Here is a 20627-nt window from a genome sequence, read left to right on the forward strand (position 1 = left end):
TAAAATTGATATAGTCAATCATAGCATTAGAATAGTAAAAAAATGTAATTATGCAACCAAAAATTATTATTGCTGACTATCAACAGACATTCACCATTCTTAGATTACGCATTTTTTAGTAATCTAAATTATCGGAATTTAAATAAAAATACATCCACTAAAGTTACTCAATCGGAAAATGAGTGCTTAAGGTTATCCTAGAGGTTGCCAAGCCTTTCCCTGATGACCAAAATTAAAGCCATCTGGATGGAGAATTTCAGCCAAAATTTCCAAAGAATCAACTAAACGAGGACCGGGACGGTTAAAATAAGCATTCCCATCAGTGATGAAAACTTTTCCTTGCTTGACTGCTTCTAAATTGTTCCAGTCAGGATGCCTTGTCAACACTTGGGATTCTTGATGAGTCCTTTCTAAATCAAAGCCACAGGGCATGATAATAATGACTTCAGGGTTAGCTTGAGATAAGGTATCCCAGGTTAGATAAGGTGAATGTTCACCTTTGTTTGCTAATAAGGGTTTACCCCCTGCCATTTCTATCAATTCTGGAATCCAATTTCCCCCTCCCATTAAAGGTTCAGTCCATTCTAAAGGCACCACAGTGGGACGTTTATCTTCTGACAGGGTTTCTGTTTGAGAGACTATCTTTTGCACTCTTCCCTGTAATTGCTGTAAAGCTGGTTCATAAGGAACATCCAATACTCGAGCAACTCTTTCAATATCTGCCCAAATCTCTTTGAGTAAGTTTGGTTGTAGGGAGATGATTTGAGGTTGACTAGAAATCAAGGAAGCCACCGCCTTTTCCACTTCTGGGAAACTGACAGCACAGACATCGCACTGATCCTGAGTAATAATGTGGGTTGGTTGCAGTTTTTCTATAACATCTATTTTCAGTTGATAGATACTTACGGCTGACTGTAAGAGGGATTGCACGTCAGCATCAATTTCTCGACTCGATTTCTTGGAATTCAACCTTGCTTCAGTACAGATGGGCAACTGGGCAACTTCCGTTGGATAGTCGCATTCATGGGAGCGCCCGACTAAGCTCTCCGTCAATCCTAGCGCCGTGACAATTTCTGTGGCACTTGGTAGCAGTGATATAATTCTTTTATCCATTAGTAACACTCATTACTGTTTTAAGCTAATCAAAATTTTTTAATTTAACTGCTCCATTCTAATCAGCCCATACTACCATAAAATCATGGGCAGTGAATCTTTTGACGCATTTAAGATTGCTTGATCTTCGCTAATTAAATTCTTTTCCTCTTTACCTCTGCTTTTTTCCTAATACTGATAATGAGTACCAGCAGTCCTGCCAGTACCCCAGCGATGATTGCAAGAGTGGGATTTTGTCCCTGTCGGAGGGCGATCGCAACGAAAGCCCAAACAAACACCCCGCCATAAATACTATCCCTGCGTTGCCAGATGATTACCATAGCTATAATCGTACTTATTATCATCATGATTACTGTCCAAAGTTCAGGACTAATTCCCCAGCCACTCCAACCTGCTATTTCCAAAGCCGAAGCTATGTTTATAATCGTGGCTACACTAATCCAAGCGAAATAGATGCTGATGGGAAAGTTAACTAACCATCTTGGCAGGAAAGGAAGGTTTGTTAAGTTAATACCTAACCTCAAGTAGAGGAGAATTAAAGGAATTAAAATGCCGACCATTGCCATAACCGATAGGGCAAACAATTGAGATTGAAAAAGAAATATCCAGATAATTTGGCTCAAACTACTGATGGCTAGATAGTAGCCCATCTGGCGCAGGCGGGGATTTTTGCTTTGAGTTGGTAAAACTTGGTAAATAGCTAGGCTGATTAATCCTACATAAATGAGTCCCCAAATAGCAAAGGCATAGTTAGCAGGAATGATTAGTACATTGGGGAAAAAGGTAGTCGAAATTTCACCGATGGTCAATTCTTCCCGAGGGGCAATGTTCGCCCAGATATTGATGGCAAAGGCCGCCACAATAGCTATGAAATTAACCCATTGTCTCAGTCTATCTTGATTAACTTTCATGATTTCTTAACTGTCAATTATATGGCGCCATCTTGGGCAATAAAAGTACGATCGCACGGTAGGGGTGCCACCGCCTCTGTGAGGGTAAATTCACCATCTAATATACTTTGTTTGAGGGCTTGAGTAACCTGACGAGAAAGGTATAGACTAGCCACGGAAGCCACCCGCACCACTTGCCCCTCAATTTTTATTTTGCCACTTTTGAGATGGGCATAACTAGCTAAACCAAAACTAGGGCGCACCCGACGGGGAATGGAAAAATCCATCACGGGGGCGACAATATCTTTATCATCCACCGCACAGTTAGCGACAATTTTTTCGCTCAATAAAGGAATAGGAATCCCCACCCCTAACATCAAAGATGAACCATAATTTTTAAAATAACAACCCCTCACCCATTCATGGCTCATTTGTTTCGCATCCCCCACCAAAGCCACTGTAGAAGCCGGGCCAATGGGGGTACGATTTTCTAGTCTTTTTTGTAAGGGAAAATTCTGAGTTCCTTCCCATGCAATATATCCCTGCGCTCCCCCTAAAAATATCTTAGTACCGATGCCCACCACTTCCAAATCAGGGTCGTTTAACAAGGGTGACATTCCCCCCACGCTTGAATATACGGCGTTGCCTAAACGGGGTAATAGAGGTCCTAAATAAGTATATAAGGTGCGATCGCCCCCATTCACCCCCACAATGAAATTTTGATATAAATTACGGGGATTATATAAATAAAACTGATTAATAGAATCCATAGTAATGGTGGACTCAAAGGAAGCCCGAGGATAACAGTCCGTTACCTGCCCCACCGCCTTAATGGGTACTGCTTTACCTGCAATCAAGTCTTCTATTACATGGGCTCCTCCCCGTTCGGGTAAATTGGAAAGGACATTATCCCCTAACTCTTTATTACTGCCATATTCAGATGGTACCGTAGCCCCCAAACAAAGATCCACCGCTCCAAACCCTGCATAAGTAGGTACTCCATCCAGCCAACATTGACGAATTTTAATGGGCGGATCAGTATGACCAAGGTTAATTATGGCCCCCGATGACTCCATGGGTTCAAAGGTTCCTGTACACACCACATCGATTTCTTGATAAGTTTTACTTATGCCTTGTTTTTTTACCTTGCTTTTTAACTCTTCAATGGTACAGACTTTTACGGTGCGATCGGCTATTTTTTCATTAATTTGGGCAACGGTACGCATAAATAATTAACTCGTATATTTGCAGGGCTAAAAAGTCCATAAAAAATTGAACTTTAGTTTATTTTATCGTCAATGGAGTTAATAAGAACCTAGGAGAATGTGATACCAATGTGGAAAGTAAAGGATGGTACGGTTATATGCTCCGTGATGACATTAATCTGTTACCAATAGCAGATAATTTGTTAAGCTACAACAGATATAAAAGATATTATTTTATCCCATTTATGATGGGGGTGGAGAGACTTGAACTCTCACGACCGACAAAGGTCAACGGATTTTAAGTCCGCAGCGTCTACCATTCCGCCACACCCCCTCAACCAGTTGAGGTTGCTTTGTGAATTGCTCACAGTCAACTATTATAACAGTGCTTTAAAAAAAATGCAAGGCAAACTTTCAAAAATGTTGCAGGAGCTTTTTCCCCTCCCCAAAGGAGAATGGGGAATTATTTTCGATCTTTCGGTAAAAAATATCAAAACCACACTTAAGTTAAAGTTAAGCTAGATCAAAGCGATCGCCATTCATCACTTTTACCCAAGCCGCTACGAAGTCCTGCACAAACTTCTCCTGGTTGTCATCCTGGGCGTAAACTTCGGCATAAGCACGCAGAATCGAGTTAGAGCCAAAAACAACATCCACCCGTGTTGCTGTCCATTTAACCTGATTTGTTTGGCGATCGCATATTTCGTATAGATTATTTCCCGCAGGTTTCCATAAATAGCTCATGTCCGTGAGATTTACAAAGAAATCATTGGTCAACACCCCTTCACGGTCAGTAAATACACCATGGTTAGTACCACCATAATTAGTACCCAAAACACGCATTCCACCCACTAAAACAGTCATCTCAGGGGCTGTTAATCCCATCAGGTTCGTGCGATCGAGCATTAATTCTTCAGCACTAACGGCATAATCCTTCTTAAGCCAGTTACGGTAGCCATCATGGAGAGGCTCTAGGGGTTCAAAGGATTCCCCATCGGTCATCTCTGGGGTTGCATCACCACGGCCTGGAAAAAAGGGAACAGTAATATCAAACCCCGCCGCCTTGACAGCTTGTTCAACCCCAACATTACCTGCTAGTACAATGACATCTGCCACACTGACACCCATATCCTTAGCAATGGCTTCGAGTACAGCCAAAACTTTAGCTAACCGCTCAGGCTCATTACCTTCCCAATCCTTCTGGGGAGCTAGACGAATACGCGCCCCATTAGCCCCTCCACGCTTATCCGAACTCCGAAAAGTTCTGGCACTATCCCAAGCAGTACATACCATTTCGCTAATGGTCAAACCACTGTCAGCAATTTTTAACTTCACCGCTTGAACATCATAATCACTGTTTCCGGCAGGAATGGGATCTTGCCAGATTAGGTCTTCTTGGGGTACATCTGGCCCTGTATAACGGGTTTTTGGCCCCATATCACGGTGGGTTAGTTTGAACCATGCTCTGGCAAACACATCGGCAAAGTATTCTGGATCATGGTAAAACCGCTCAGAGATTTTGCGATATTCAGGATCCATTTTCATCGCCATATCAGCGTCTGTCATGATGGGATTTAGACGAATAGAAGGATCTTCCACATCAACGGGTTTGTCTTCTTCTTTGATGTTGATGGGTTCCCACTGCCACGCACCCGCAGGGCTTTTTTTCAACTCCCAATCATAATTAAGTAACAACTGGAAATAGCCGTTGTCCCACTGGGTAGGATGGGTTGTCCATGCCCCTTCAATGCCACTGCTCATGGTATCACGACCAATGCCACGGCTCGTTTTGTTGAGCCAACCCAAGCCCTGATCTTCTAATTCGGCTCCTTCTGGTTTTGCCCCGAGCAACTCTTCCTTGCCATTACCATGACATTTGCCCACCGTATGCCCCCCCGCCGTAAGAGCAACGGTTTCCTCATCATTCATCGCCATACGCAAAAAAGTAACACGGACATCATGGGCGGTTTTGAGAGGATCTGGATTTCCGTCCACCCCTTCCGGATTAACATAGATTAAACCCATCATCACAGCGGCCAAAGGATTCTCCAGATTTCGTTCCCCAGAATAGCGACTTTGGGGATTATCACTAGGGGCGAGCCATTGTTTTTCCGAACCCCAATAAATATCTTTTTCTGGATGCCAAATATCTTCCCGTCCAAAGGCAAAGCCAAAGGTTTTTAATCCCATAGATTCATAAGCGATGGTACCTGCATAGGCAATCAAATCAGCCCAACTGAGGTTATTCCCATATTTTTTCTTGATAGGCCAGAGTAAACGACGGGCTTTGTCTAAGTTGACATTGTCAGGCCAAGAGTTGAGGGGGGCAAAACGTTGATTTCCTGTACCTGCTCCCCCTCTACCGTCGGCAATGCGATAGGTTCCTGCGGCGTGCCAAGTCATACGAATCATTAAACCGCCATAATGCCCCCAGTCTGCTGGCCACCAATCTTGGCTATCTTTCATCAGGGTGTGTAGGTCTTGTTTAAGGGAAGCTACATCGAGTTTTTTAACTTCTTCTCGATAGTTAAAGTCTGCTCCTAGGGGGTTGGTTTTGCGATCGTGCTGACTCAGAATATCGAGGTTCAGTGCCTTGGGCCACCATTCCATGTTCGACATACTGTTTGTAGTGACTGCACCGTGCATTACTGGGCATTTTCCGCCGCTATTTGTCATATTATTTTGCTTTTTATATTTAATACATTGATCTTAACTGATGGGATAAAAAATCACGATTTTTGTAAAGTTACTCAAACATAAGTTATCAATATTATTATTTTTTTATAGCAAGTATTATGCCCATAAAGTATAAAAGTATTCCTCTCCAATCCCATTATTAAAAGTAATCTGAGAATAATATATATACACCATAACTATGAAAAATACTATCTTGTTTTTTATCAGTAACAATTTAATTTTTCATTGTTTAGAAATATATAATTTATTTTACATTAATTCAAATTATTAAGACAAGTAACATATGGCTTAATCATCGGAAGTAGAAGTTAACACTGATTTATTTTCATTGACTTCATTATGTTCTAGTCCATGGGAAATACTATTAGATAACATTTTTCTTTGAGAAAAGCTATAGTTTATCCAACGCCAAGGAGTAATAATTAAAGATCGAGATAGCAAATAAATTGTCTTCCATTCTGAAGCAGTATTTAACCCATTCCATCTATTTTTATGTGAGCAATATATTTTAGTGATTAGTTGACGATAGCGTTCAATATTGGTGGTATCAAAAAATATGTTTAACTGATTATTATATTTATTATCCTTAACCGTTAGAATTTCCCCTTTAATATATAAATTTTGTCCAATTATTTCTATATTGTCTAACTTTGTAGGTAATGGAGATTGATTAGCTAATAGTTGCAATTGTTGCTGATTTAATGAAGAATAGTCTAATTCTACGATCGCCCCTACATCAGAAATTTTCGTAATTATTCCTTGATATATATGTTCATCAATTACTACTCTAATTCCCTCAAAAATATCAAACCATTCATAATTATTGGGCTTAGGTATATCTAACATTGCCCAAAGGGAAAGAGAAATAATCATCAAATTATAAATATTCCAAAAAAGAATTAAACTAATTCCCCCCACTGAATTTAATTCCCCCAAAGAATCCGCTTGAATTAAGCCAATGATGCTAATTAAGTTAACCCCATTCACAGCCCAAACAAAACATAAAGGAGAAGCTAAACTCCAATTAAAATAATAGCGATCGCACTTAGTTCCCTTGGGTGTAACCTTGAATATAGAACCAAAAGGAATAACCAAAGTTTGAATGACTTCCCATGCCACAGGAAAAGTAGTAACAATATTATAAACCTCAGAAATCATCGCCGAGCGACTACGAAAATTTAACCATGCAAAAGTGCCAACCTGCACACAATAGTAAGGCACGACAAAATAAACAATCTCTTGCAAACTAGCCTGAATGGGAATAATCCCCGCCGTATAAGCTAGGGGTAAAAAGAAAATAACAATCCTTAAAGGGCTGGTAAACCATTGAATTATTCCCTCAAAATGGGCTAATCTCTGCCAAAAATTTAACCCCTTAATAGCTAAAGGATTTTCAGGGATAAACAAAGATTGAATCGTGCCTCTAGCCCATCTCTGCCGTTGTCTGATATGTCCAAAAACATTTTCTGCTGATAATCCTGCACTCAAACTTTCATTAAGATACGCCACCTCATAGCCATGGGCAGATAATTTCACCCCCGTATGATAATCCTCACTCAAGGAATTTTGACAAAAACCCCCAATCTCGACTAAGTGCGATCGTCTCACCAAAAAAGAACTACCATAACATAAAGCACTATGCCAACTATCCCTAATAACTTGATAATGACGGGAAAAAATTTCCACATCAGGGGGAAAACTCTTTTCTAAACCTAAATTACGGGTAACAGGATCGGGGGAATAAAAACTTTGATATGTTTGTAGTAAGCCCATTTTTTGTTTTTGAAAAAAGCCCACGGTGCGTATCAAAAAATTATACTGAGGAATAAAATCCGCATCAAAAACCACGATTAATTCCCCATCAGTATGTTTTAAGGCATTATTTAAGTTACCAGCTTTAGCATGAAAGTTATCAGGGCGAGTAATATAATTACATCCCAATTCATAGGCTAATTGAGCAATTTCTTTTCTATCACCATCATCTAATAAATATACTTTTTTTCTTTGATATTCTATGCCCTGACAAGCCACAATCGTTTTTTTGATAATATCATAGGGTTCATTATAGGTAGGAATTAAAATATCTATAGTAGGTTGATAAATTCCATCCACAACACTTTGACTTAATTTATCTGCTTCTTTATTTCTAAACTTTAGCCCCAACATTAATAAATTTTGTAATAAAGGACTAAAAATAAAAAATAATTCAATGGCTAATAAAGTGATACTAAAAATTCCATTAACTTTATCACTAAAATTCAAACTTGATAAGCTACGCCATAAAATATAACGCACCATTAAAAAGGTTAAAACTACAATGGTTATTAATCGACTTAATTTATTTTGATTGGCAAAAAAATTACTAATTGTAAAACTGAATATTAAAGATAAGATAACGGGTAAATATAATAAATAATTGCTTTCAAAATGCGGAACTCTTAACCACACAGGGGGATTATTCTGAATATCAGAAATGTAATTAAAAAAATGAGAAATCGTCCCTTGTCCTATGAGCCATGCCCCGAAAATACTGATGATGACAATAAATATACTTAAAATTATGGCAGTAGCAGGATAAATTCGATAATTTTTGTTCAACATTTTTACTTTATTTTCAGAATAACTACATGGTGACTTTTAATTATCAATTAGGGGGATTATTCCAATGGCACGGGGAAAATTGACAATCATCATAGATACGAAGCAACCTATATGTTTAGATTTGTTTCAACTCATAAAAGGTTCAACTATTCCATAACTTACTTTTTCGTCAAAACCTAGTTGCTAATCTGATGTACAATTGAATTTTAATGGCATTCTTGTAAAGAAATATTAAGCACTATGAGCGCAAAAGTAGAAATTTATACTTGGAGTAGTTGTCCTTTCTGTATCCGTGCAAAGGCATTGTTGCAACAAAAAAATGTTGATTTTACTGAGTATTGTATAGATGGCGATCGCCCCGGGCGACAAAAAATGTCTGAAAGGGCGAACGGTAGAACAAGCGTTCCTCAAATTTTCATAGATGATGAGCATATAGGGGGTTGCGACGATATTTATGCCCTAGAAAGAGCTGGAAAATTAGAGAGTTTATTAAATAGCTAAACAGAAAAAATTTTTAAAAAAAGCTAACAATCAAGCCATTAAAACTCCATTACTTATTAATTTATCAATTACCATCACAATAACCCATGAAATTTGCCTTTATAATTGATCCAATTTCAAAATTAGACCCGACCCATGATAGTAGTGTAGCTATGATGGAGTCAGCCCAAATCCTTGGTCATGAAGTTTGGATTACTTATGTACCTGACTTGAGTATTGTTGATGGTAAAGCCTATGGGCATTTACAGCCCGTCACCCTCCACCCTGTAAAATTGGTGGATAATCACTGGGTAGCCAAAGATAATTGGTATAGTGTGCAAGAATCACAATTTTTACCCCTAGAAGCATTTGATGGGGTATTTATGCGTAAAGATCCCCCTGTAACCATCGGTTATCTCTACGCTACCTATATATTAGACCTCATCGACCCACTTAAAACAAAGGTTATTAATTCTCCCCAGGGCATTCGGGGGGCCAATGAAAAAATATACGCCCTCAATTTTCCCTCCGTTATTCCTGATACCATCGTTACCCAGAGTAAAGCCGTAATCGCCGATTTTCTTGAGGAAAAAGGGGAAGCTGTTATTAAACCCCTTGGGGGTAAAGCAGGGGAGGGTATCTTATTTCTGCAAAAGGGCGATCGCAACTTCAACTCCCTAATCGAGGTTAGCACAAAACAAGGACAAGAACCCATCATGGTGCAACAATATCTCCCCGCCGCCAAGGAAGGAGACAAAAGAATTATCTTAGTGAATGGAAAACCCCTTGGGGCAGTGAATCGTATTCCCACAGGTAAGGAATTTAGGGGAAATATGGCGGTAGGTGGTAGGGTAGCGAAAACGGAAATTACTCCCCAAGATTTAAAAATTTGTGACACCTTAGCACCCAAGTTAATTGCCGATGGTTTAACTTTTGTGGGTATTGATGTTATCGGCGGTTATTTAACGGAAGTCAATGTTACCAGCCCGACGGGCATCCGAGAAATTGATCGTTTAAATGATGTTAGTTTAGGAAGAGAAACCATTAATTCTCTGTTTGGGTTTTCTTAATTTTTATGTTATTACCATAGCCTAATGGAATAATAATCATGTTGGCTTTTCAATTTGTTTTTGATGATCTAAAGGTGTCTAATCTATGGTATTATAAGACAATTGGAATATAATTCATTTTTTTGTTAAACAGTCATATTTCCATTATTTACAACCTAGTTCCATTATCAGTCGAAAAGAGGAATAAGTCAAGAAAAAAATGATTTTTTTAACAATTGTTAAGAATTAAAGAACAGAATTCTTAAACCAAGGAGAACAAGAATAATACCCCCAATTATTTCTGCTTGTTTCTCAAAAAGATGCCCGAACCTGCCACCCAAAATTACTCCAGCAAAAGAAAGAACGAAAGTAATAATTCCCACCGCAATCAAAAGATGAACAATGCCCGAGTCAATCAAAGAAAAACTTAACCCTACCGCCAAAGAATCAACGCTAGTGGCGATCGCCAAGGCAAACAGATTATAAAGATTCCGAGGATTTTTATCTAACTTTTCCTCCCCCTCTTCCATTCCCTCCATGATCATTTTAATGCCGATAATCGCCAATAAAACAAACGCAATCCAATTATCAAAGCCCGGAATAAAATCACGAAAAGTTAATCCCAAAAACCAGCCGATAATGGGCATAAAAACCTGAAATGAGCCAAAAAAAGTAGCAATTAATAAAGCATCTTTAAACTGAACTTTTTTGATAGTTAAGCCACTGCACACAGACACAGCAAAAGCATCCATAGCTAAACCAAAAGAAGTTAGTAAAATAGTAATTAAAGTCACAATTAGTAAATAAAATATAAAAATAATCATTTTCATTGTAATCCTTTTTGACCATATTCAACTTTTAAAATTCTGTCTTAAAATAGAAAATATATTTTGATAAAATTATGAAAAAAAGATGAGAAAAATATGAAACTAATTGATACCCTAAAAATGGCAACTACCACCCTCATGGCCAATAAAATGCGTAGTAGTCTAACCATGCTCGGCATTGTCATCGGTAATGCCTCGGTAATTGGGATGATAGGCATCGGACAAGGGGCGCAACAACTCGCCTCAGAACAATTTGAATCCTTGGGGGCAAACGTTTTATTTGTGATTCCGGGAAACAGACAAAGTCGGCGTACCACCTTTGAAACCCCTAATACCCTTGTACTGAGTGATGCAGAGGCGATCGCATCTCAAGTGCCTAGTGTGGAAAATGTATCACCCCAAATCAATAGTCGTTTTCTCGTCACCGCAGGAAGTAGAAATAATAATGTCTTAGTAGCGGGGGTCACCCCCGAATTTTTGCCCGTGCGTAGTTTTGTGGTGGAAAAAGGGCGGTTTTTCGATGATACAGAGGTAAACCGTAGTGTAAGGGTAGCAGTCATTGGACCTGATATTGCCAATCAATTTTTTCCCAACCAAAACCCCATAGGACAGACGATTAAGGTTAGAAACGTTAATTTTGAGGTAATTGGTGTGATGGAAGCAAAAGGCTCGTTTTTGGGCACCAATCAGGACGAAACCGTATATATACCCCTAACCACCATGGCGAATCAATTGGTGGGGCGTACATCCCAATTTGGTACCCAAGTAAATGTGATTAACGTCTCGGCAAGGGATGCTAACAGCATTGAAGCTGCCCGTTTTCAGATCGAAAATTTACTCAGACTACGTCATAAAATTGTCGGGGAAGACGATTTTGTAGTGGAAACCCAGAAGGATGTTTTAAACATCGTCGGCACCGTCACGGGGGGATTAACTATCATGTTGGCAGCTATTTCAGGTATTTCCCTGTTGGTGGGAGGCATCGGGGTAATGAATATAATGCTCGTTTCTGTCACCGAAAGAACCCAAGAAATAGGACTACGTAAGGCGATTGGGGCAACGGAGGAAAATATTCTCTTGCAATTTCTCATTGAAGCGGTAATTATTTCCGCAGCGGGGGGCATCGTTGGTACAGCCATTGGGGTGGGTGGTTTAACCCTCGTGGGTTTATTCTCTCCTTTACCTGCTACGGCTTCTCCTGTGGCGGTGGCTTTGGCGGTGGGGGTTTCCGGGGGCATTGGTCTATTTTTTGGGGTAGTACCTGCTAGACAAGCGGCAAAATTAGATCCTATTGTGGCCTTGCGTAGTGCTTAAATAATTGATAATTGAGAGTTGATAATGGATAATGAAGGTTAAATTAATATTGTCAAGTCTAATAATAAAAATAGAGTTGATTCTTAATTATTCAGATTAAAAATAGATAAAAATGACGGGATTAAAGGTAGGACTTTTATTTGGTGGACGTTCTGGGGAACATCAGGTTTCTATTAAATCGGCAAGGGCGATCGCCACTGCCCTAGAAACAGGAGAAAATAAGCAAAAATATCAAGTAATTCCCTTTTATATTAATCAAAATGGGGTATGGTTAGACCCTGAAAAATCAGCCCAAGTGCTAACTTCTGGGGTGGCAGACGATAGCAATGCCCAAGGCTCAAAATGGCAATTTCCAGTCCAGTGCCAAGAAATAGAAGTATGGTTTCCCATCCTCCACGGGCCCAATGGAGAAGATGGCACAGTGCAGGGGTTATTAACCCTAATGGATGTACCCTTTGTGGGTAGTGGTGTTTTGGGTTCGGCTTTAGGAATGGATAAGATTGCCATGAAAAATGCCTTTGCGATCGCCCAACTGCCCCAAGTTGATTATGTTGCGGTTACGAGGGATGAGGTTTTGTCGGGGGCTTGTATTTTTCCCAAAATGTGCGATCGCATTGATGAAACCCTTGGCTATCCCTGTTTTATTAAACCAGCCAACCTAGGCTCATCCGTCGGTATTGCCAAAGCAAATACCCGTCAAGAATTAGAAGAAGCCCTCGATATGGCAGCGCAGTATGACACCCGTATTATCGTAGAGGCAGGGGTAAAAGCCAGAGAGGTAGAATGTGCCGTCCTCGGTAACACCCAAGCCAAAGCCTCCGTTGTGGGGGAAATTACCTATGATGCAGACTTTTACGATTATGAAACCAAATACACCGACGGTAAAGCCCAATTAATTATCCCTGCCCAGCTACCTCAAAATATCGTTAACCAAATTCAGGAAATGTCCCTCAAAGCATTCCATGCCCTCAACTGTAAAGGTTTGTCAAGGGTAGATTTTTTCTATGTAGAGGAAACAGGGGAAGTATTAATTAATGAAATCAATACCCTCCCCGGATTTACCGCCTTGAGTATGTATCCCCAGTTGTGGGAAGCGTCAGGGGTAAAGTTTGCTGATTTGGTCGATAAATTAATTGATTTTGCCCTTAATTAATTGATCAGTGTGACATCCTATAGAGACGCATCATGGTACGTCTCTAGCACCGAAATCCTAGACTAAAGTAGTTGATACCATGGCCGCCACCAAAGGCTCAGGTTTTACGGTAAAAGGCAAACGGTGAATATCAGACTCTGGTTGACAGGCAATTTGGGCACAGTGGCGTAATTCCTCGAGGGTAATTTTAGCCAAGCCCAAATCCTCAAGGGTACAAGGTAAACCAAGGGTTTGATAAAACTTGATTAACTGTTGCCGTGAAGTAGCAGCTAATTTATTATTGTCTAGCATTTCCTCTAACCTTAATTGAACCAAAATACCATAGGATACCTTTGCCCCATGGAGATTGTGATGGCTTTTAGCCAAATGGGTGAGGGCATTATGCACCGCATGGGCTGCCACGGTACGACAATTGGCCCCCCCCAAACCGCCGCTTACTCCCGCTAATAATACCGCCCCATCTACCACCTCTTTCCAATCTTCGCTGAGGGGATGGGCGATTGCACTTTCAGCCTTTTGAAATAAAATATCCCGTAATACTCTAGCCTGTTGTACCGCCGCAATGGTCAATGTAGCGCTAGAATTACCGCTACTAATAGAAGCCTCGTACCACTTGGCGATCGCATCTCCAATCCCTGCTATGAGCGTCTGAGGGGGGGCAGAGGCAATCAAACCATAATCCAAAATTAATAAATCAGGGCAATTTTTCAAACTCACATCATATAAAAAAGCCCCATCCTCCGAATAAATATTACTCAAGGCAGTCCAAGCCGCACAAGTAGCCCCAGAAGTAGGAATAGTAACCACAGGCAATCCAACCTTGAAAGCCACCAACTTCGCCATATCCAAAGCCTTACCACCCCCCACGCCGACGACAAAATCAGCCTCATGGGATTTAACAGCCCCCACCAACCTAGCCAAAGAAGTCTCGCAACAATCAGGGGCATAACTTCCATTACAAGGCTTTAAACCGTATTCCTTAAAAATAGGTTCCAAATAACTGTCAATTACCTTTAAAGTATTATCACCGCCTACCACCATGGGACGTTTGCCCAACTGTGCAATTTCACCCCCTGCATTTTTTAAACAATCATCACCCTTCAATATCCTTGCCGGGGCAATTTGTAAACTAAAAACTTCCGTCTTACTCGCCTTACTTACTACTGATTTTGTTTTACTCATGGATAAACTCAAATCTCTAAATAAAATAAACTAAACCGCAAACCCTAATCATTGATTCGCCAATAACTGATAACTCAGGGGCTCACAAAAACTATCAATTCCCTGCCTTAGGGCATAAATAATAACAGGAGTTACCAACAAAGGAGGACAAACTTTACGCTCTAATAAATATTTTACGGCAGGTTCAATATAATTGTCCTGTAAATCCTGTCTCAAATCTTGGTGACAGATAGCAACCCGACATCTTTTTGCCATACCCTCAAGCCAATCTATCCTATCAGGACTTTGCCCAATAGATAAAGCAATAGTGGTGGCAGAGTCTATTAAATCCCCTTCACAATCTTCAATAATATCCAAAGCCTTCAAGGCAATTTCACAATCTTCTAACTGCTCTCGATAATAGTTGATTTCTTCCCTACTCAGTTCCATTTCTTCCTACGTTAATCTAATTACCACTATTGAAAATTATACTCTTACCCTATGAATATTATTTTGTAGTCCTTAAAAAATACTTTGTCAAGGAACCCAAAAAATGCTATCTTATATAGTTATTGTGGGTGCGTAGCTCAGGGGATAGAGCACCAGATTCCGGTTCTGGGTGTCGGGGGTTCGAATCCCTCCGTACTCGTTATTTTAAGTGGTTCATAACCCTAGAATAATATTTTTGTTATAACTTTTCGAGGAACAAAGTTCATAAAAAATTCATCTCAGGTTCATAGGAAAGCCATGGGGGGTGTTTATACTAGATTTAGTCAGCTTAAAAAGGTTTTCCTCTTTATCTCCTTCGCACTTTAGGCTGACTACCCCAAACAATATTTTTAAAAATCTATAATTATTAGTAAAGGTAAATAAATAGGAATATATATTATGAGTAAAAAATCTTTATTTTCTAAATTAACGGCAGGTACTTCTTTACTGGTTCTGGGTTTAGGTATTGGTGTGGGGGTAAGCTCTTTAACAAATATTTCTGAAATTTCGGCTTTCAGTCCTTCTTTGGCTTCTACGGAGGGAAATAGTAATAATAATGGTTCTTCTACCATTGCTAGGATTCCAGAAATGAGCCGTAATGGCAATGTTAATTTTGTGGCGGAGGTGGTGCAAGATGTGGGGCCGGCGGTGGTTAGAATCAATGCTTCCCGTACGGTAAGCACTAGGGTACCTCCTGTTTTTAATGATCCTTTTTTCCGTCGTTTTTTCGGTGATCAAATTCCTAATATGCCTCAGGAGGAGACTAGGGAAGGAACTGGTTCTGGTTTTATCATTAGTGCTGATGGTAAAATTTTGACTAATGCCCATGTGGTGGAGGGGGCTTCGGAGGTGTCGGTAAACCTGAAGGATGGACGAGTTTTACAGGGTAGGGTATTGGGTAGTGATGCTCTCACGGATTTAGCTGTAATTCAGGTGGACGCAGATAATTTACCTGTGGCGAGGTTGGGTAATTCTGATGATTTGATTATCGGAGAATGGGCGATCGCCATTGGAAACCCCCTAGGATTAGATAACACTGTCACTACGGGTATTATAAGTGCTACGGGGCGATCGAGCGCTCAAATAGGGGTGGGAGATAAACGCCTTGACTTTATCCAAACCGATGCTGCCATTAACCCGGGTAACTCAGGAGGACCCTTACTAAATGCCCAAGGAGAAGTAATTGCCATTAATACTGCCATCATCCGTAATGCTCAGGGTTTAGGTTTTGCCATCCCCATCAACCGAGCCGCCGAAATTGCTGAACAACTAATTGCTGATGGTAGGGTAGATCATCCTTATATCGGTATTTCGATGGTTTCCATTACCCCTCAAAATCGTCAAAGAATTGAAAGCCAAGGATTCACCGTGGCCCCTGATCAGCAAGGAGTATTAGTGGTACAGGTTGCCCCCAATTCCCCCGGAGCTAGGGCTGGACTACAACCAGGTGACATTATCACAAACATTGGACAAGATAGCGTTAGAGATGCGGAAACCGTGCAAAAAGCCGTGGCTTCTAGTCGTGTAGGCAATGAGCTGCCGTTAAGGTTACGACGCAACACCGAAGAAGTGAGTTTAAATGTGACTCTCGGAGTTTTACCCACTCGTTAATTAATTAATATCGTGATTAAGTTATGGGCAATTATCCCGAGGGGTGATTGCCTTTTTTTATCAACACAAAAAAATAATTTCTTTTGGCTATCCTCATCGCTTCATTTTTTTATAAATTAGATAATATTTCAGAAATTTGAGATTGATAGTTATCAAAAGTATATTTATTGGTTAGCTTTTCTCCTTTGCTCATTAATTCTTCACGCAAAGCATTATTATTCACCATTTCTAAAATACCCTCAGCAATTTCGGGAATACTGGTAGGGTTAACGTATAGTGCCGCATCTTCACAGGCTTCGGGAATAGCAGATATTTTTGAAGTTAAAACAGGGCAGCCCATGGTCATGGCTTCGAGGGAAGGTAAACCGAAACCTTCATATAACGAAGGGAAAACAAAACAATTGGCATTACGTAAAAGGATCAATTTTTCCAAGTCATTAACATAACCAATATGTCTAACAGAAGTATAATTGTGTTTTGTCATGCGAACTTTTTTCCCATCGGCTTTTCCACCAGCATCAATCTCGATTTTATTAATGAATACTTCATTGCCATAACCTAATGACCCTACAAGAATTAATGGCATCTTGATTTTATCTTTAATCAGACTATAAGCATCAATGAGACGGTCAATATTTTTTCTCATTTCCAATGCCCCAACGTATAGTATATAGTTTTGTTTTTCCAATTTATATTTATTTAAAATTCCCTGATTAAATATTTCATTTTTGGCTATTTTTTTGTCTTCATCATCAATGGGAATTGGTTGGTATATTACTTTTATTTTTTCTGCTTGATAATTAGGAAAAGTTTTGAGTATTTCTTGTTTAGAGAATTCAGAAATCGTTAAAACTAGATCAGAATATTTCAGCGCCCCTAAAACATTTTTATAAAAAAGGGAATTAAAACGACTAGCAGGAGGATGATATAGGGTGACAAGAGGGATTAAATCATGGATGGTTTGAATGGTTAAACCATTTTTATAGTTATTTTTGACAGGAGAAGGGGCAGTGGCAAAAAGTATGTCAGCTTGTTTTGTATCAATTTTGAAGGGACTACTGGATAAAATAGCATGGAGATTAATGGTTTTATAAATAGAAGTTTGGTTTACATATCCATCTACGGCAGATAAGTAGTTCAATTTATTGTTATTGTAATAACTAGAAGGAACTTGATTTACTTGTTGAGATTTTTGTTTTCCTATAGATGTAGAGATATAGTCTAATATTATTCTTTTTAGGGATGGTTCGATAGGATTATCAAAATTTCTTAAAATATTTAGTTGTTGTAAGTTACTAATTTGATTAGTTTTTGCACTGGTTAAAAGATAGTTATCATATCCTAATTTTTTTGTTGTTTTAATTACTGATTGGGCATAAAAACCAATGCCACGATAGTATTTTTCCTCTAAATCGGAGGCACAAAAAACAACTTTTTTAGGGTTGGTCATTTTTTCTTGTTAATAATTGTTTCTATACTAGGTTAAACTAAAAGGAGTAAGGTGTTTTAATTTTATTCCTACAGGTTATGGTTGAACAAAATAGTCTTTATCGCACCTTGGAATGTCGTCCTGATAATTATCAAGGTTGGTATAATCAGGGTCATATGTTGCGATCGCACAATAACTTACTTGATGCGTTATTCTGTTATGAGAAGGCATTAGAATATTACCCAAACGACTATTTTTCATGGTACTACCATGGCAAAGTATTAGAGGAATTGGGTAGATATAATCAAGCTATCAAAAGTTTTCAAGAAGCCTGTGCCATTCAGAAAGATAACTATTGGGCTTGGTATAGCACCAGCTACATCCTACAGGAGAAAATAGGACATCATAAAGAAGCTATTCCTTTTTTAAAGGTTGCCCTAGAAAGTAATCCCTCTGATTATTGGGCTACCTACCGTTTAGGAAAAGCCTATTTTTATCAAAAGAAATATCTCACAGCCCTAGACTTTTTCCAACAAGCCCTCAAAATTAGACCTAACGACTATTGGTGCTATTATCGTTGTGGACAGTGTCGCCAAAAATTAAATCAATTAGATTTGGCTAAAATTAATTATCAAAAATCATTACAAATAAAACCTCAAGATTATTGGTCAATCGCTAGTTTAATAACTGTAGCTGAATCTCAAGGACTATACCATGAAGTTATTGCCCTTAGCAAAAACATTATAGATAATGATAATATATGTACTGACATAGAGCATAAAATAAATTTAGCTCATTTAATCACAGGTACAAATAAGGGTGAAAATTAATCTTTTAACACAAATATTAATTACTATTTTTATCTCTTCATTTTTAGTTAGTTGTGCCGATGCAAGAGTATCGGGTTGCCGTCAATTAACTAAGTCCATTTCCCCCCTAGAAGAAAAACTGCAAGGGTTGGATGACACCAATTTAGAATCAATACTCGATACTGCTCAAACTTTTGAGTTAACCAGTCAGGCACTTACGAATCAAACCTTTGAAGATGATAGTTTGCAAAGCCATAGTTTACGACTGTCTGGAGTGTATCAGGAGTATGCCGATAATACTCGCAGTTTTGTTGATGCCTATGAAAAAAAGGATCAAGACAAAGCTATATTTTATCAACAGCGAATTATTGATTTATTTCTCAAACAAGAAGAAGTTTTACAGGTAATCAATAGCTATTGTCTTTGAACCATAATAGTTAATTTTAGAACAATAAGTTTATAACTTTTTGTCAGTACCTAACCTTTTTTTTACTGCATTTTTGAGAATTATAAGGTACATTTTTTTATTACCTCTTGTCTTTTAACTAAAATTTTTGTACCACACCAAAATAGAAACTGCTATATCGCTCAACAAATTAGGATTTTTTATTAAAAATATTGATCATATCTTCATGCTTTAGGTAAATATCAACCCCCGGAATTTCCTTTTGATACTCTGAGGGTAAATTATATTGTTTGGCAGGATATTCAGAGCGATTACTTTCAATCATATTATATAAATTTGCCCATTGCCCCATTACTTCCATTAAGCGAAAATATTGATCTGAGTTTTGTTCATGTTTTTTACTCAGCCCTAAATATTGTAAAATAAGGGCATAGTTTTCTAAGGTTTCTTTACTTTTAGGTAAACCGATAATACGACTTACTTGGAGGAAAATTTCTTGATTTTTTCTTACTAAGTCTATCACAGCATTAGTTTTTCTTAGGTCTTTTGATTGTAAATAATTTACCATATCAGATAATACTTTTAAAATACTTAAATCTTTAATATCTGTTCTTTTAAATAAGTATAATAATCTTAGTCCTAAGTCTCTTTCTGTGGCTAATTGTGCTACGGATTCAGCGTAATCATTAATAGCTATTTTACCTTCTTCACTTTTTATCGTAGCGTTGATTTCTTCCGATTTTATTTTTAGCTTTTCTTTAAATTGTGTAGGGGAATATACTGTTTTTGTAGGGGCTTTTTTTTGATTGGTTAAAATGCCATTATCTTCTTCTTTCTCTATGTCTGCTTCTTCAAATTCTTCTGTTAATATCTGTAACACATAATCATAATATGCTTGTTGTTTTGAACTACGGTAACGTAATTCCGTCTGCTCAATTTTTAAAAATATGGACTGAGCTGCGATCGCAACTCGTAGTAATTCTGCACTATCTTCCAAACCTTCATACTCACCACTATTTTGAGCAAAAGAAGCCCGAATATGGAGAAAAAACTTAAAATCAGATTGATTTAAATAATCACTGTCTAAGGTTTTAGCGATGGAGGTGAGAATTTTAAGCTCGGAAAATAACTGATTATGTAAGCTAACAGCACTTTCGGGAACATTTTCCTTATGAGGAGAATCAGAAGAAGTGTTATTTTCTGAAGGAAATATCTCTGTGGTTAAAATAGCCTTAATTTTTTTAAACATTTTGAAAAAGATTAACTATATATTGTTATTTATTAGTTTATGATAATGTAATATATGTAATTAATACTCTCTTTTTACATTAGTTAACTAATTTTATACGTATGTATTTTATCTTAACGTAAAGTTTAAGCTACGATTTGTAAT

Annotated in this window: 17 protein-coding genes and 2 tRNA genes; 8 read left to right on the top strand and 11 right to left on the bottom strand. The window is 38.5% G+C overall.

Annotated features, from left to right (window positions below):
* Positions 1–192: 192 nt before the first annotated feature.
* The 6 genes from ACXITR_RS00290 to ACXITR_RS00315 all read right to left on the bottom strand — a co-directional run bounded on the left by ACXITR_RS00290 (position 193) and on the right by ACXITR_RS00315 (position 8506).
* Positions 193–1113: a cobalamin-binding protein gene (locus ACXITR_RS00290; RefSeq protein WP_457995231.1), complete on the bottom strand. Its 921-nt coding sequence runs from the start codon at positions 1111–1113 to the stop codon at positions 193–195.
* Positions 1114–1247: 134 nt separating this feature from the next.
* On the bottom strand, positions 1248–2024 hold the full coding sequence (locus ACXITR_RS00295) for a tryptophan-rich sensory protein (protein ID WP_457995232.1): 777 nt from the start codon (positions 2022–2024) through the stop codon (positions 1248–1250).
* A gap of 17 nt (positions 2025–2041) precedes the next feature.
* Complete coding sequence (locus ACXITR_RS00300) at positions 2042–3229, bottom strand: homocysteine biosynthesis protein (RefSeq protein WP_457995233.1); 1188 nt, start codon at positions 3227–3229, stop codon at positions 2042–2044.
* Between the two features lie 228 nt (positions 3230–3457).
* Positions 3458–3542 (bottom strand) — tRNA-Leu (locus tag ACXITR_RS00305).
* Positions 3543–3721: 179 nt separating this feature from the next.
* Positions 3722–5884, bottom strand: a complete 2163-nt coding sequence (katG, locus tag ACXITR_RS00310) for a catalase/peroxidase HPI (protein WP_457995234.1) — start codon at positions 5882–5884, stop codon at positions 3722–3724.
* A gap of 309 nt (positions 5885–6193) precedes the next feature.
* Positions 6194–8506: a glycosyltransferase gene (locus ACXITR_RS00315; RefSeq protein ID WP_457995235.1), complete on the bottom strand. Its 2313-nt coding sequence runs from the start codon at positions 8504–8506 to the stop codon at positions 6194–6196.
* A 240-nt stretch (positions 8507–8746) separates the two neighbouring features.
* Here ACXITR_RS00315 and grxC point away from each other — a divergent pair, with 240 nt between their 5' ends.
* Both grxC and gshB read left to right on the top strand, forming a co-directional pair.
* Positions 8747–9007, top strand: coding sequence for a glutaredoxin 3 (grxC, locus tag ACXITR_RS00320; RefSeq protein ID WP_457995236.1), 261 nt, complete (start codon positions 8747–8749; stop codon positions 9005–9007).
* An 86-nt stretch (positions 9008–9093) separates the two neighbouring features.
* Complete coding sequence (gene gshB / locus ACXITR_RS00325) at positions 9094–10056, top strand: glutathione synthase (protein ID WP_457995237.1); 963 nt, start codon at positions 9094–9096, stop codon at positions 10054–10056.
* Positions 10057–10274: 218 nt separating this feature from the next.
* Here gshB and ACXITR_RS00330 read toward each other — a convergent pair whose 3' ends face one another.
* Positions 10275–10829, bottom strand: coding sequence for a manganese efflux pump MntP (locus ACXITR_RS00330; protein WP_457995238.1), 555 nt, complete (start codon positions 10827–10829; stop codon positions 10275–10277).
* A 129-nt stretch (positions 10830–10958) separates the two neighbouring features.
* On the opposite strand from ACXITR_RS00330, the gene ACXITR_RS00335 reads away from it, so the two are divergent.
* Together ACXITR_RS00335 and ACXITR_RS00340 are read left to right on the top strand one after the other, a co-directional pair.
* A complete protein-coding gene (locus ACXITR_RS00335) occupies positions 10959–12176 on the top strand; it encodes an ABC transporter permease (protein ID WP_457995239.1) in 1218 nt (405 codons plus the stop codon).
* A gap of 112 nt (positions 12177–12288) precedes the next feature.
* Positions 12289–13329 (top strand): D-alanine--D-alanine ligase family protein, encoded by a 1041-nt coding sequence (locus tag ACXITR_RS00340; RefSeq protein ID WP_457995240.1) that lies wholly within the window; start codon positions 12289–12291, stop codon positions 13327–13329.
* A gap of 57 nt (positions 13330–13386) precedes the next feature.
* Here ACXITR_RS00340 and ACXITR_RS00345 read toward each other — a convergent pair whose 3' ends face one another.
* Entirely contained in the window at positions 13387–14511 is a 1125-nt protein-coding gene (locus tag ACXITR_RS00345) for an iron-containing alcohol dehydrogenase (protein ID WP_457995241.1), read from the bottom strand.
* Positions 14512–14559: 48 nt separating this feature from the next.
* Entirely contained in the window at positions 14560–14940 is a 381-nt protein-coding gene (locus ACXITR_RS00350; RefSeq protein ID WP_457995242.1) for a hypothetical protein, read from the bottom strand.
* A gap of 126 nt (positions 14941–15066) precedes the next feature.
* Between ACXITR_RS00350 and ACXITR_RS00355 the strand changes: the two genes are divergently transcribed.
* A tRNA-Arg gene (locus ACXITR_RS00355) sits at positions 15067–15139 on the top strand.
* Between the two features lie 239 nt (positions 15140–15378).
* Positions 15379–16590 carry an HhoA/HhoB/HtrA family serine endopeptidase gene (locus ACXITR_RS00360; protein WP_457995243.1) on the top strand — a complete coding sequence of 404 codons (1212 nt, stop codon included), beginning with the start codon at positions 15379–15381 and terminating at the stop codon, positions 16588–16590.
* 109 nt (positions 16591–16699) lie between these two features.
* Here the strand turns inward: ACXITR_RS00360 and ACXITR_RS00365 are convergent, their stop codons facing one another.
* Complete coding sequence (locus ACXITR_RS00365) at positions 16700–18040, bottom strand: glycosyltransferase family 4 protein (protein ID WP_457995244.1); 1341 nt, start codon at positions 18038–18040, stop codon at positions 16700–16702.
* Between the two features lie 77 nt (positions 18041–18117).
* Between ACXITR_RS00365 and ACXITR_RS00370 the strand changes: the two genes are divergently transcribed.
* Positions 18118–18849, top strand: a complete 732-nt coding sequence (locus tag ACXITR_RS00370; protein WP_457995245.1) for a tetratricopeptide repeat protein — start codon at positions 18118–18120, stop codon at positions 18847–18849.
* Entirely contained in the window at positions 18839–19255 is a 417-nt protein-coding gene (locus ACXITR_RS00375) for a hypothetical protein (RefSeq protein ID WP_457995246.1), read from the top strand. The genes ACXITR_RS00370 and ACXITR_RS00375 overlap by 11 nt, the downstream gene beginning before the upstream one ends.
* A 169-nt stretch (positions 19256–19424) precedes the next feature.
* Here ACXITR_RS00375 and ACXITR_RS00380 read toward each other — a convergent pair whose 3' ends face one another.
* Positions 19425–20483, bottom strand: coding sequence for a hypothetical protein (locus ACXITR_RS00380; protein ID WP_457995247.1), 1059 nt, complete (start codon positions 20481–20483; stop codon positions 19425–19427).
* Positions 20484–20627: the final 144 nt, after the last annotated feature.

This window comes from Cyanobacterium sp. (assembly GCF_054166785.1).

Bases quoted from the DNA above. Each gene is read 5' to 3' on its own strand.
- ACXITR_RS00290 (WP_457995231.1), bottom strand. From the start codon at position 1,113: ATGGATAAAAGAATTATATCACTGCTACCAAGTGCCACAGAAATTGTC.
- ACXITR_RS00295 (WP_457995232.1), bottom strand. From the start codon at position 2,024: ATGAAAGTTAATCAAGATAGACTGAGACAATGGGTTAATTTCATAGCT.
- ACXITR_RS00300 (WP_457995233.1), bottom strand. From the start codon at position 3,229: ATGCGTACCGTTGCCCAAATTAATGAAAAAATAGCCGATCGCACCGTA.
- katG (WP_457995234.1), bottom strand. From the start codon at position 5,884: ATGACAAATAGCGGCGGAAAATGCCCAGTAATGCACGGTGCAGTCACT.
- ACXITR_RS00315 (WP_457995235.1), bottom strand. From the start codon at position 8,506: ATGTTGAACAAAAATTATCGAATTTATCCTGCTACTGCCATAATTTTA.
- grxC (WP_457995236.1), top strand. From the start codon at position 8,747: ATGAGCGCAAAAGTAGAAATTTATACTTGGAGTAGTTGTCCTTTCTGT.
- gshB (WP_457995237.1), top strand. From the start codon at position 9,094: ATGAAATTTGCCTTTATAATTGATCCAATTTCAAAATTAGACCCGACC.
- ACXITR_RS00335 (WP_457995239.1), top strand. From the start codon at position 10,959: ATGAAACTAATTGATACCCTAAAAATGGCAACTACCACCCTCATGGCC.
- ACXITR_RS00340 (WP_457995240.1), top strand. From the start codon at position 12,289: ATGACGGGATTAAAGGTAGGACTTTTATTTGGTGGACGTTCTGGGGAA.
- ACXITR_RS00345 (WP_457995241.1), bottom strand. From the start codon at position 14,511: ATGAGTAAAACAAAATCAGTAGTAAGTAAGGCGAGTAAGACGGAAGTT.
- ACXITR_RS00350 (WP_457995242.1), bottom strand. From the start codon at position 14,940: ATGGAACTGAGTAGGGAAGAAATCAACTATTATCGAGAGCAGTTAGAA.
- ACXITR_RS00360 (WP_457995243.1), top strand. From the start codon at position 15,379: ATGAGTAAAAAATCTTTATTTTCTAAATTAACGGCAGGTACTTCTTTA.
- ACXITR_RS00365 (WP_457995244.1), bottom strand. From the start codon at position 18,040: ATGACCAACCCTAAAAAAGTTGTTTTTTGTGCCTCCGATTTAGAGGAA.
- ACXITR_RS00370 (WP_457995245.1), top strand. From the start codon at position 18,118: ATGGTTGAACAAAATAGTCTTTATCGCACCTTGGAATGTCGTCCTGAT.
- ACXITR_RS00380 (WP_457995247.1), bottom strand. From the start codon at position 20,483: ATGTTTAAAAAAATTAAGGCTATTTTAACCACAGAGATATTTCCTTCA.